The organism is Tenacibaculum sp. IMCC1 (assembly GCF_054906355.1).
On the sequence record NZ_CM142818.1, the window covers coordinates 2,318,623 to 2,330,604 of the forward strand.

12 protein-coding genes and 1 tRNA gene are annotated in these 11,982 nt (G+C 32.5%); 6 read left to right on the top strand and 7 right to left on the bottom strand.

Translation table 11 applies throughout. The annotated features are described in order from the left end of the window. The first annotated feature begins 185 nt into the window (after positions 1-185). Together ACXIHB_RS10855 and ACXIHB_RS10860 are read left to right on the top strand one after the other, a co-directional pair. Positions 186-743 (top strand): carboxymuconolactone decarboxylase family protein, encoded by a 558-nt coding sequence (locus ACXIHB_RS10855; RefSeq protein WP_047788122.1) that lies wholly within the window; start codon positions 186-188, stop codon positions 741-743. A gap of 103 nt (positions 744-846) precedes the next feature. Continuing rightward, positions 847-1,209 carry a cupredoxin domain-containing protein gene (locus ACXIHB_RS10860; RefSeq protein ID WP_073182403.1) on the top strand — a complete coding sequence of 121 codons (363 nt, stop codon included), beginning with the start codon at positions 847-849 and terminating at the stop codon, positions 1,207-1,209. A 47-nt stretch (positions 1,210-1,256) separates the two neighbouring features. On the opposite strand, the gene ACXIHB_RS10865 is transcribed toward ACXIHB_RS10860, so the two are convergent. From ACXIHB_RS10865 to ACXIHB_RS10895, 7 genes are all read right to left on the bottom strand, one after another. Further along, a complete protein-coding gene (locus ACXIHB_RS10865; RefSeq protein WP_462098241.1) occupies positions 1,257-1,679 on the bottom strand; it encodes a hypothetical protein in 423 nt (140 codons plus the stop codon). A 16-nt stretch (positions 1,680-1,695) separates the two neighbouring features. After that, on the bottom strand, positions 1,696-1,917 hold the full coding sequence (locus ACXIHB_RS10870; RefSeq protein WP_231128365.1) for a PLD nuclease N-terminal domain-containing protein: 222 nt from the start codon (positions 1,915-1,917) through the stop codon (positions 1,696-1,698). Between the two features lie 97 nt (positions 1,918-2,014). Then, positions 2,015-3,307 carry an aminopeptidase P family protein gene (locus tag ACXIHB_RS10875; RefSeq protein ID WP_073182405.1) on the bottom strand — a complete coding sequence of 431 codons (1,293 nt, stop codon included), beginning with the start codon at positions 3,305-3,307 and terminating at the stop codon, positions 2,015-2,017. A gap of 73 nt (positions 3,308-3,380) precedes the next feature. Continuing rightward, positions 3,381-3,965: a Crp/Fnr family transcriptional regulator gene (locus ACXIHB_RS10880; RefSeq protein WP_073182406.1), complete on the bottom strand. Its 585-nt coding sequence runs from the start codon at positions 3,963-3,965 to the stop codon at positions 3,381-3,383. Positions 3,966-4,182: 217 nt separating this feature from the next. Next, the gene (locus tag ACXIHB_RS10885) at positions 4,183-5,496 is read right to left on the bottom strand and encodes a DEAD/DEAH box helicase (protein WP_462098242.1); all 1,314 of its coding nucleotides are present in this window, start codon (positions 5,494-5,496) and stop codon (positions 4,183-4,185) included. Positions 5,497-5,662: 166 nt separating this feature from the next. Continuing rightward, on the bottom strand, positions 5,663-6,628 hold the full coding sequence (locus tag ACXIHB_RS10890) for a succinylglutamate desuccinylase/aspartoacylase family protein (protein WP_073182408.1): 966 nt from the start codon (positions 6,626-6,628) through the stop codon (positions 5,663-5,665). Then, entirely contained in the window at positions 6,609-7,496 is an 888-nt protein-coding gene (locus ACXIHB_RS10895; protein WP_462098243.1) for a RimK family alpha-L-glutamate ligase, read from the bottom strand. The genes ACXIHB_RS10890 and ACXIHB_RS10895 overlap by 20 nt, the downstream gene beginning before the upstream one ends. A 142-nt stretch (positions 7,497-7,638) precedes the next feature. Here ACXIHB_RS10895 and ACXIHB_RS10900 point away from each other — a divergent pair, with 142 nt between their 5' ends. The 4 genes from ACXIHB_RS10900 (at position 7,639) to ACXIHB_RS10915 (ending at position 11,975) form a co-directional block, all read left to right on the top strand. After that, complete coding sequence (locus ACXIHB_RS10900) at positions 7,639-10,464, top strand: VPS10 domain-containing protein (protein ID WP_462098244.1); 2,826 nt, start codon at positions 7,639-7,641, stop codon at positions 10,462-10,464. Between the two features lie 96 nt (positions 10,465-10,560). Continuing rightward, on the top strand, positions 10,561-10,923 hold the full coding sequence (gene folB, locus ACXIHB_RS10905) for a dihydroneopterin aldolase (protein WP_159610666.1): 363 nt from the start codon (positions 10,561-10,563) through the stop codon (positions 10,921-10,923). A 55-nt stretch (positions 10,924-10,978) separates the two neighbouring features. Then, positions 10,979-11,049: transfer RNA gene (locus tag ACXIHB_RS10910), tRNA-Cys, on the top strand. An 80-nt stretch (positions 11,050-11,129) separates the two neighbouring features. Next, on the top strand, positions 11,130-11,975 hold the full coding sequence (locus tag ACXIHB_RS10915; protein WP_047788132.1) for an MBL fold metallo-hydrolase: 846 nt from the start codon (positions 11,130-11,132) through the stop codon (positions 11,973-11,975). Positions 11,976-11,982 lie beyond the last annotated feature (7 nt).

An 11,982-nucleotide genomic window follows, 5' to 3' on the forward strand; every position in this document is an offset into this window, starting at 1 on the left:
ATTTTTTAAGGCTTATTCCTGTCGCACCTTTGTATCAGAATTCAAAAACAACGAATTATGAGAACAGAAATTAACCAATGCCCTAATTGTTGGGGATATCAAGAATACGATGAGCAGTTTCCTGAAAGAGAATTATGTAACTGTGAAAAAACAAACTAAAAAGACAACTTTAAAATAGTAAAATTATGAGCACAAGAATTGAAACTTTAAACCCAGAAACCACAACAGGAAAATCAAAAGAATTGTTTGATGCAGTTCAAAATAAGTTAGGATTTATTCCAAACCTAATTAAAGTAATGGGAAATTCACCAGCACTTTTACAAAGCTATCTAAGCTTGGGAGAATTAAATGGAAGCGGGAATTTTTCAAACAAATTTAGAGAGCAATTAGCATTAGTTATAGCAGAAGAAAATGAATGTAACTATTGTTTATCAGCACACACGGCAATAGGAAAAAACAATGGTTTGTCAGAGGAAGAAATTGAACAAAACCGACAAGCAGAGGCTTCTGATGCTAAAACCAAAGCAGGCTTAAAATTTGCACAAAGTGTTACAAAAAACAAAGGAAATGTAAGTTCAGTAGAAATAGCTGAGGTAAAAGCAGCTGGGTATAACGACGGAGATATTTTAGAAATTGTATTAAATGTTGTAGCCAACACCTTAACAAACTATGTAAATCATATAGCAGAAACTGAAGTTGATTTTCCAAAAGTAGAAGCAGGAAAATTCACACAAAGTGCATAAAAAACGAATAGCTCTTGTGGCCTTATTTACAAAGTGTAGTTACGGGGTTTTAGGTTACAGAGCTATTCATCTATAAAAAGTAAAATCATAAAAATCAATAAAAATGAAAAAAGTAGTAGCTATTTTAGTATTATTAGTAGGGTTTGCATTTACAGCAAATGCACAAAAAGCAAAAACCATTTCTTTAGAGCAAACAAAAGGAAAATTCACTCAAAAATCGTTAACACTTTCAGAAGGAACTTATGTTTTTGAAATTTCAAACAAGAATGTAGGACACGATGTAGGGTTTGTATTAGCACCAAAAGGAAAAACAGAAGAAAAGCATCATATAAAAAACGCGTATGTAACTTCTTTAGTAAAAAACAACAGTAAGTCAAGCTCTAAAAAAGTAACTTTAACAAAAGGGGAGTACGTGTACTTTTGTCCGCTTAATCCAACACCTCAATATACCTTAACAGTAGAGTAGTGTTTTAATAATTGATTAATAATAAAAAACCCGTTTTTACGGGTTTTTTAATTCAATTTTACAAATCTACTTCCAAGTCCGTCGTAGTTATTGTCAGAAATTTCTAAAGTATTTGGTTTTATGAACCTAATAATTCCTGAGAGGACAATTCCTGAAAATTGCTGATCGTTGGAAAGTTGTATAAAACGTTCTTGTTTATTTGAATAAATTGCCTTTTTCATTTCTAGGGTGTATGTACCTTTTGAAATGAGGGAGTCATTTTTTGATATTGAAAACTGATTGTTTTTCAACAAGGTTAATTGTACGTTTTTGTTGAGTGTTTCGGGAGTTTTATGAATGTGATTTCCAAAACCACCATCAGTATTGGTCCAATTCCATGTTCCGACCAAATCGGAATTATCAATCTTGTTTATTTGAGTTGAAGCACAAGAAATCAATGCAAAAGCGAATATATAAAGTGGGGTTTTCATGGTAAAGGATTTTTGTTCACTCTTTTATTTTTTGTTCTCTTCCAATTAGGAAATATAAAAAAGCACCAAAAAAGTTAGCTAATAAAACAACGAGAATCCAGACAATTTTATTATTTCCTTTAAATTTACTTTTTAAAATATCAATAAGCGCAATTACTGTTGGAATAATTCCAAGTAAAACAATTAAGATTAAAATTAGTTGCCATACTCCAACCATTTCTATATAGGTAGTCATCATAATGATTTTTAAATGCTAAAAGTAGTAAAATAAAAAAGCCATTAAAACTCCTTTTAATAGAAATTTTAATGACGTTTTTAAAATATGGGAAATGATACTATTTATTCATAATATCTTCTATTTCGTCAGCTTCAATAGGTATGTTGCGCATTAAGTTAAATGGCTCACCATTTTCTTGAACAACAACATCGTCCTCTAAACGAATACCAAAACCTTCATCAGGAATATAAATACCAGGCTCTACTGTAAATACTTGGTTTGCTTGCATTGGTTCATGTAACAATCCGTAGTCATGCGTATCTAAGCCCATGTGGTGAGAAGTACCGTGCATAAAGTATTTTTTGTATGCTGGCCAGTTCGGATCTTCGTTTTGAACATCTGCTTTGTCTAATAATCCTAAGCCTAATAATTCCGAAGTCATTAATTTACCAACCTCAACATGGTACTCAGCCCAAAGAGTTCCTGGAACTAACATTTTTGTAGCGTCGTTTTTTACACGGTTAACAGCATTGTATACCGCTTTTTGCCTGTCGGTAAAACGACCAGAAACAGGTATGGTACGAGTCATATCCGAAGAATAGTTAGCATATTCAGCTCCAACATCCATCAGTAATAAATCACCTGCTTTACATTGTTGGTTGTTTTCAATATAGTGCAATACGTTTGCATTGTTACCAGAAGCAATAATTGGAGTATAAGCGAATTTCTTAGAACGATTTCTGATGAATTCGTGAATGAATTCTGCTTCTATTTCATATTCCCAAACACCAGGTTTTACGAAGTCTAACACACGTCTGAATCCTTTTTCAGTAATGTCACAAGCCGTTTGAATTAAATCAATTTCGATTTGATCTTTTACTGAACGTAAACGTTGTAAAATTGGGTTACTTTTTGCTACTGAATGTGCAGGATATTTGTTTAATAACCATTTAGTAAAACGAGCTTCACGAGTTTCAGTTTCAACACTAGCGCGGTAATGTTCGTTCGTGTTGATATAAACCGTATCAGCTAAAGCCATCATTTCAGCCAGTACTTTTTCTAAGTCTTGTAACCAGTATACGTTTTTAATACCGCTAGTCTCTAATGCTCTTTCTTTGGTTAGTTTTTCACCTTCCCATACAGCAATATGCTCGTTAGTTTCACGTAAAAATAGTACTTCACGTAGATTTTCTTTCGGACAATCAGGAAATAAAATTAATATACTTTCTTCTTGGTCAACACCACTTAAAAAGAAAATATCACGGTGTTGTTCAAAAGGTAACGTGCTATCGGCACTTACAGGATAAATATCGTTTGAGTTAAAAATAGCTAAACTACTAGGCTTCATTTGAGCCATGAAGTTTTTACGGTTTTTTATAAATAATTGACTGTTTATTGCGTCGTACTTCATAATGTTTCAATTAAATTGATAAGATTCCCTCAAAAATACGGAAAGAAACTATGCAAATATTAGCCATTTGGCGCTAATTTATGTTTTTTCGAATTCTACTCATATGGCGAGTAGAAATTCCCAAAAAAGAAGCTAAATAATGTAGTGGAACTTCTTGAAGTAGTTTAGGTTCGTTTACGAGTAGTTTTTTATAACGCTCTTCAGGAGTTAAAGTCAGTAAATCAATGCGGTAATCGTCAATCAAAAAAATTTGATGTTCGACTAAGTTGTAATAAAACTGATAAAAGGCCTTATTATGTTTCATTAAATGTTTAAAATCACTTATGTTAATAATCCAAAGCTTGCAGGCACTCAAAGCTTTAATGTTTTTAGGAGAAGGAGTTTGTTGTAAAAAACTTTTTAATGATGAGGTAAAACTATTTTTTAAAGCTAAATAAGTGGTCTTTTCTTCTCCTGAAACCGAGACAGCATGTTGTAAAATGCCACTTTCTATAAAACAAAAATAGGAACAAACGTTTCCTTTTTTAACAAAAAAATCATTTCTAGATAAGGAAAACTCTTTAAAACAGTCAATAATTTCTGGAATTAACATATTTAAGACTTCATTATTTATAATGTTTTGTATGTGCTGTGTAATAGCTTTTTTAGAAGCATCCATTTATGGAAATAAATTTTTAGCTTAAAAGTATAAAAAAGGATGCTTTTTACAGCATCCTTTGAAATAAATTGTATTGATAATTGATTTTAACTCAACTAATCTGGTATAGGTTTTTTATCTAATATTTTAATAACTTCTTTAGTTTTTCAAAGAATTAACATAGAAGTTTTTTAGTAATGAAACTTCAAAAAACTTAATAATTAAAGAAGTAAAATTGTTAACGAGATGTTTTGTTATTATTTTTCCTATTACGATTATTTCGTTTTCTAGGAGTATGTTTTTTAGTGTTTTCTGTTGACACTTTTTTCTTTGAATTAGAAGATGTTTTAAGTGTTTTTTTAGTCGGTTTGTTTCTAGATTGCTGCTTTGGTCGCTCAGTAGTTATTTCATTTTTTATACTAGATAAATCAAAACCTTCTAATTCAGAAATAGTTATTTTTTGCCCTAATAACTTCTCAATACTTTTTAAATAAGCTTCTTCTTCTTGTGCCACCAAAGAAATTGCTTCGCCACTAGCACCAGCTCTTCCTGTTCTACCAATTCTGTGTACATAGTCTTCAGGAATATTGGGAAGTTCAAAATTAATAACGTGTGGTAATAATGGAATGTCTAATCCACGAGCAGCAATATCGGTAGCTACCAGTACTCTGATAGAATTATCTTTAAAGCCTTTTAGAGCTTTGGTTCTTGCTCCTTGACTTTTGTTACCATGTATAGCTGCTGCTGAAATTCCTAGTTTAATTAGTTTTTCAGTCAACCTATTAGCACCGTGCTTGGTTCGAGTAAAAATTAATACCTGGCTCCAGTTTCCTTTTGAAATTAACTGACCAACCAATTCTGTTTTCTTACTCTTCGGAACTTTGTATAGTTTCTGATTTACTTTTTCGGCAGTTGTATTTTCAGGAGCTGCTTCAACTAAAACCGGGTTGTGTAAAATACCTTGTGCTAATTTTTTTATTTCTTTTGAAAAAGTTGCCGAAAACAATAAGCTTTGGCGTTTTTGAGGTAAAAAAGAGATGATTTTTTTAATATCTCGTAAAAACCCCATGTCTAACATTCTGTCGGCTTCATCTAAAACCAAAACATCTACACGTTTTAAAGAAAGTTGATTTTGTTCATGTAAATCAATTAATCTACCAGGAGTAGCTACTAAAATATCTATTCCTTTTTTAAGAGTAGCTATTTGAGAACTTGGTTTTACACCACCAAAAATAGCGGTAGATTTAATGTTTAAATGCGTGCTATATTCGCGCACATTATCATATACTTGAGCTGCTAATTCTCTTGTAGGAGTTAGCACTAATGCTTTAATTGGACGGTATTTCGGATTCTTTTTTTCTGATATGTTTTGTAAAATAGGCAAAGTAAACCCTGCTGTTTTACCGGTTCCAGTTTGTGCAGAGGCTAATACGTCTTTACCTTCTAAAATAACGGGAATTGCTTTTTCTTGAATAGGAGAGGGAGTTTCGTACCCTTTTTCGGTTACAGCTTTCACTAAAGCTTTTGATAAACCTAACGATGTAAATGTCATATATAATTCTTCAGTAGTATTTAAAGAAAATACTACTATGAGCCAGCAAAGGTACTGCTATTTTATTGGGCTTCGGCTATAAATAAAAAAAGCCTTACCTAAGATGCTTCTATATTAATATAACTGATTTAATGAGAGAACTAAAAACAACAATTAAGAAAAGTTGTTATGGTTTCCCTATGTGGAATAAAGCATCTCCCATATTAATGATTGGAAAATTATTTTTAGCAATGATATAGCCATCGTAAGGTGATTTTACGGAAAAATTTGTTTCTCCATAGGTATCCATAATATACCCTAATATTTGTCCTTTTATTATTTGATTACCATTGTTAACAACAGAAGTAAATAAGCCAGCTACTTTAGCACGAACCCATTTATGTTTATTAATGTGTATTGAAGTAGTGTTTTTAGGTATTTCTATATTTTCACTTATCATTTTAAAATGTTTTAAAACACGAAGTGTTCCGTTAATACCTTGTTTAATAGCATGCTCTTCAAGCCGTAACGATTCTCCTCCTTCATAAACAATTACAGGAATATTATTTTTATAACATTGATTTCTAAAAGACTTCGGAATAAGTTTAGAGCCAAACATAAATGGAGCATTGAAAATATTGGCTAGTTGAACTCCTTTTTTATCTTCAGGAGTGTATCGTATTTGTGGGAAGTTATTTCGTTGTTCACCTCCCGTATGAAAATCAATAGCAAAATCTACATTATTGGTAATTTCTTTCATTAAATAATACGCCATTCTACTAGCTAAAGAACCCGTTTTTGAACCAGGGAAACTACGATTTACATCTTTACCATGCATGTCTCTCGACATATTTAAAAAGCCAAACACATTAAGTAAAGGAACCACGATAACACAACCTCGGTGAATTTTGTACGATTTATCAATTAACATTCTTCTGACTAATTCAATACTATTTACTTCATCTCCGTGTAGACCACCCTGTAGTAGAATAGTAGGACCTAATTGATTACCATTAAAAATATACACAGGAATTTCTATTAGAGTACCTGTAGGTAACCTATCAATTGGAATCTTAATTAATTTAGATTCGCCTAAACCAATTTTTTGTCCACGAATTTCTATGATTTCGTTTTTAAAATTTTGTTCGAACATTTTCTTCTAAAAATTTAATAATAACTTTAGCAATATTGTCTTTGGTGTAGGATTCAATTCCTTGTAAGCCAGGAGTTGAGTTGACTTCAATTAATAGAGGTCCTCTTTTTGATCGAATCATATCAACGCCAGCAATAGGAAGTTCTAAGTGTTGAGCTGCTTTAATAGCTATTTCTTCTTCTTCGGGAGTTAATGTAACCTTGTGTCCGCTACCTCCTTTATGAATGTTAGAACGAAAGTCCCCCTCGATCCCTTTACGTTTCATAGAAGATACCACCTTGCCATTTACAATAAAAGCACGAATATCTTCACTGTTACTTTCCTGAATAAATTCTTGTAGTAAAATACTGGTATTTGTTCCGTGCATAGTATCAATAATAGACATCGCAGATTTTTTGCTTTCAGCTAAAATTACTCCAGAGCCATGTGTTCCTTCTTGTAGCTTAATAATTACAGGAGAACCACCTAATAAATCTATTTGCTCACCAATATTTTCAGCGTCAACAGAAAAAACAGTCTGCGGAATAGGAAGTCCATTTCTACTCATTATTTGTAAAGTACGAGCTTTGTTCTGTGCATTAACAATACCTAAATAACTAGCAGTACTATATACTCCGTTCATTTCAAACTCTTTTACAACTGTTGTTCCATGTTTCATGGCTGAAACACCTATTCGAGGAATAATAACATCAGGAATATCAATAATATTTTTACCGTTGTATAGAATAGCAGGTTTACCATCGCCAAGTTTTATAAAACATTTTAAATGGTTTATAATTTCAACTTTATGTCCACGACGACTTGCCTCTTTATATATTCTTTGTGTTGAATAAATCTGGTCACTAACAGAAAGAATAAAAATAGTCATAACCTAAAAATTTTGAGGTTAAACAAAGCTACTAATTTTTTTGTTTGACAAGAACTTCAAAAAGAAGTCTCTCAATATTCTGTTAATTTTTTTGAAATAGTTTTTGCTTACAGTATTTTCACTTCTTCTAAACCAAATTATAATGAGAACCTTAGCCAAAGCTTTAATAGCTTTATTTCCGTTTACAGTAGCTGCACAGCAACCTACATCTGCAGAGAAAATACAACAAGCTTTACAACAAAAAGAAGCATTAACTTTAACTTCTACAGTAAAAAATATTCCCTTTAAAAATATAGGACCTACAGTGATGAGTGGGCGTGTAGTGGATATTGATGTAAACCCAGCAAATACTACAGATTTTTATGTAGGTTATGCTTCAGGAGGAGTATGGCATACTGATAATAACGGAACAACTTTTACTCCAATTCTAGACAACTCTCCTACACAAAACGTAGGCGATATTGCTGTAGATTGGAAAAATGGAACAATTTGGGTTGGTACAGGAGAAAATAATTCTTCTCGATCATCGTATGCAGGAATCGGAATTTTAAAATCTACCGATAAAGGTAAAACTTGGACAAACGTTGGGTTACTCGATTCACATCATATTGGACGAATTTTAATCAATCCAAAAAATCCTGATGAAGTAATAGTAGGTTCTATAGGACATTTATATTCATCAAACAATGAAAGAGGAATTTTTAAAACTACAGATGGAGGAAAAACCTGGATAAAAACCTTGTTTATTGATGAAAATACTGGAATTATAGATATTCAACCTGTACCAAATAACTTCAATATTTTATATGCTGCTGCTTGGGAGCGTGAACGTAAAGCATGGAATTTTGATGGAGACGGAAAAAATTCTGCAATTTATAAATCGACAGATGCTGGGAGTACATGGACTAAAATTTCTGATAATAATGGTTTCCCTAATGGAGATGGAGTAGGAAGAATTGGTTTAGCAGTATATGATCAAAACACGGTATATGCTTTTCACGATAGTCAATTCCGAAGAAAAAAAGATCCTGCTAAGAAAGAGAAGGGAGCAGGAGCCTTAACAAAAGAGGAGCTTGCATCAATTTCGGCAGATGAACTTTTGAATATGAAAGACAAAAAATTGAATTCATATATCAAAATGAATGGTCTTCAAGAAAAATATCGTGCAGAAAATATTAAACAAATCATTCGCTCAAGTCCGGGAGAAATGAAACCAAGTGATTTAATTGGTTATTTAAAAGATGCAAATGCAGCGTTATTTGATACTCCAGTAATAGGAGCGGAGGTTTTTAAGACTACTGATGGAGGAAAAACATGGAAAAAAACACATGAAGGGCATTTAGATGATTTATACTATTCGTATGGGTATTATTTTGGAGAAATTCGTGTTGATCCTCAAGACAAAAATGGAATCTATGTATTGGGAGTTCCAATTTTAAAGTCGAAAGATGGTGGAAAAACATTTACATCTATTAGTAAAGAAAATGTACATGCCGATCATCAAGCATTATGGGTGAACCCTAAAAAACAGGGACACCTAATTGATGGAAACGACGGAGGGCTAAATATTTCATACGATGATGGTGAGAGCTGGATTAAATTAAACCAACCAGCAGTTGGGCAATTTTATACTATATATGCTGATAATCAAGAAGTGTACAAGGTATATGGAGGATTACAAGACAACGGAGTTTGGGTAGGAAACCACAATGCAAAAATTGACAAAAGCTGGCATCAAACAGGGAAGAATCCTTATGAAAGTTTAATGGGAGGTGACGGTATGCAAGTTGCCGTTGATGATAGAAACCCAAACATTGTATACACAGGATATCAATTTGGAAACTATTATCGAATTGATAGAGCTACAGGAAAACAAACTTATATTCAACCGAAACCTAAAAAAGATAAGCCAGCATATCGATTCAATTGGCAAACTCCTATTCAGCTATCAAAACACAATCAAGATATTTTATATTTAGGAGGAAATAAGTTACACCGTTCTTTAAATAAAGGTGATGATTGGGAAGAAATTTCTGGAGATTTAACCAAAGGAGAAAAGGAAGGAAATGTAGCTTACGGAACGTTAACTACTATTTCTGAAAGCCCATTCCAATTTGGGTTAATCTACGTAGGTTCTGATGATGGATTGGTACAAGTGACTAAAAACGGAGGAGGAAGTTGGGAGAAAATTTCCAATTCTTTACCACAAAATTTATGGGTAAGTCGTGTAATAGCTTCAAAATATAAGAAAGAACGTGTATATGTTACGTTAAACGGATACCGTTTTGATGATTTTACACCGTATGTATACATGTCTGATGACTATGGAAAAACATGGAAAAATATAAGTAGTAATATTCCAGCTTCTGCGGTAAATGTGATTAAGGAAGATCCTAAAAAAGAGAATGTCCTATACTTAGGAACTGACAACGGATTGTATGTTTCTTTCAATCAAGGTTCAACATGGGAAGCTTTTAGCAACGGATTGCCAAATGTTGCAGTACACGATTTAGTAATTCAACCTAAAGCAAAACATTTATTAGTAGGAACACATGGGCGTAGTTTGTACAAAGCGAATATTACTTCTTTACAAGAATTTGATAACAAAGAAGCTATTTTCAGTATTAAGGATATTAAGAAAAGAAAATCTTGGGGTAGTTCTTGGAGTAAATGGTTAGAACCAAATACACCAAAAATCACAATTCCTTTTTATGTAACTACAAATAAAGAAGTTGTTTTAGAAATATATTCGGGTAAAGTTTTGGTAAATACTATAAAGGCTAAAGCAACAAAAGGATTTAATGAAGTAGTGTACGATGTTTCTTTTTCTGAAAAAGGAAGAAAAAAGTACTTAAAGAAAAACAAAGAAGCTAAGGTAAAAAAAGCAAAGAATAACAAGTATTATTTACCTAAAGGGAAATATAAAGTAACAGTGGGTGAGTTAAGTCAAACATTTGAAGTTCTTTAACAAAGAGATTATAAAAGAGAAAAACAAAACTGTTTTTCTCTTTTTTTGAAATAAAATTTACACAACTTAATAAAGAAACATTACTATTTTTGCGGTATGGGAATAATACGTGTAAACGACATTCGTGTTTTTACAAATCACGGATGCTTAGATGAAGAAGCAAGAATCGGTTCGGAATATAGAGTTGATATTGAAGTAAAAGCTGATTTACAAACATCTGCAAAAACAGATAATTTGGTTGATACGGTAGATTATGTGCATTTAAATAAAATTGTAAAAGAAGAGATGGCAATTCGTTCTAAATTACTAGAGCATGTTGCTCAACGAATTTTAGATAGAATCTTTAAAGAAATACAACTGGTTGATGAAGCGGAGGTTAGCGTAGCAAAAATTAACCCACCCATTGGAGGAAATGTTGCTGAGGTTGCAATTGTTTTATCAGAAGTGCGTAAAAAGTAAAAAAAGCTTGCAAAAAAAGATAAAAGCTGTAAATTTGCAGTCCTTATCAATATAAGGTGTCGTGGCCGAGTGGCTAGGCAGTGGTCTGCAACACCATCTACAGCGGTTCGAATCCGCTCGACACCTCAAAAAGCTCATCAATTATTGATGAGCTTTTTTGTTTTCCTTAACAAATTAATTCGTTAAAATTCTGCATCTTTGTAGCTATGCGAATTTATCCGATAGAAACAGGAAACTTTAAATTAGACGGAGGCGCTATGTTTGGCGTAGTTCCGAAAACAATTTGGCAAAAAACAAACCCTGCCGATGAAAACAACATGATTTCAATGGGCATGCGATGTATGTTGATTGAAGATGGAGATCGTTTAACGCTAATTGATACAGGAATTGGTAATAAGCAGTCAGATAAGTTTTTTGGATACTACTATCTGTATGGAGACTTTTCATTAGATACTTCTTTAGCAAAACATGGTTTCCATAGAGATGATATTACAGATGTGTTTTTAACACACCTACATTTCGATCATTGTGGAGGAGCAATTCAATGGAACAAAGATAGAACGGGGTATGAACCAGCTTTTAAAAACGCACGTTTTTGGAGCAATCAACGTCATTGGGATTGGGCAGTACACCCAAATGCGAGAGAAAAAGCATCTTTTTTAAAAGAAAACATCTTACCAATTGAAGAAAGCGGACAACTAAACTTTTTACATCTAAACGCAAAAGATTATGTTGGGTTTGATGTGTTGTTCAAAGATGGACATACCGAAAAACAAATGCTACCGAAAATAGAATATCAAGGAAAAACATTGGTGTTTATGGCAGATTTACTACCAACAGCAGGTCATATTCCTTTGCCTTATGTTATGGGGTACGATACAAGGCCACTACTTACCTTAAAAGAAAAAGAAGCTTTTTTAAACGAAGCAGCAGATAAAGAATTTTACCTGTTTTTAGAACATGATGCTTACAACGAAGTAATAACCGTAAAGCATACAGAAAAAGGAGTTCGTTTAAAGGAAACATTTAAGTTTACAGATATTTTTAATTAAGATAGAG

Excerpts from the sequence above, each read along its gene's own strand:
- ACXIHB_RS10855 (WP_047788122.1), top strand. The coding sequence starts at position 186 with ATGAGCACAAGAATTGAAACTTTAAACCCAGAAACCACAACAGGAAAA.
- ACXIHB_RS10860 (WP_073182403.1), top strand. The coding sequence starts at position 847 with ATGAAAAAAGTAGTAGCTATTTTAGTATTATTAGTAGGGTTTGCATTT.
- ACXIHB_RS10865 (WP_462098241.1), bottom strand. The coding sequence starts at position 1,679 with ATGAAAACCCCACTTTATATATTCGCTTTTGCATTGATTTCTTGTGCT.
- ACXIHB_RS10870 (WP_231128365.1), bottom strand. The coding sequence starts at position 1,917 with ATGATGACTACCTATATAGAAATGGTTGGAGTATGGCAACTAATTTTA.
- ACXIHB_RS10875 (WP_073182405.1), bottom strand. The coding sequence starts at position 3,307 with ATGAAGTACGACGCAATAAACAGTCAATTATTTATAAAAAACCGTAAA.
- ACXIHB_RS10880 (WP_073182406.1), bottom strand. The coding sequence starts at position 3,965 with ATGGATGCTTCTAAAAAAGCTATTACACAGCACATACAAAACATTATA.
- ACXIHB_RS10885 (WP_462098242.1), bottom strand. The coding sequence starts at position 5,496 with ATGACATTTACATCGTTAGGTTTATCAAAAGCTTTAGTGAAAGCTGTA.
- ACXIHB_RS10890 (WP_073182408.1), bottom strand. The coding sequence starts at position 6,628 with ATGTTCGAACAAAATTTTAAAAACGAAATCATAGAAATTCGTGGACAA.
- ACXIHB_RS10895 (WP_462098243.1), bottom strand. The coding sequence starts at position 7,496 with ATGACTATTTTTATTCTTTCTGTTAGTGACCAGATTTATTCAACACAA.
- ACXIHB_RS10900 (WP_462098244.1), top strand. The coding sequence starts at position 7,639 with ATGAGAACCTTAGCCAAAGCTTTAATAGCTTTATTTCCGTTTACAGTA.
- folB (WP_159610666.1), top strand. The coding sequence starts at position 10,561 with ATGGGAATAATACGTGTAAACGACATTCGTGTTTTTACAAATCACGGA.
- ACXIHB_RS10915 (WP_047788132.1), top strand. The coding sequence starts at position 11,130 with ATGCGAATTTATCCGATAGAAACAGGAAACTTTAAATTAGACGGAGGC.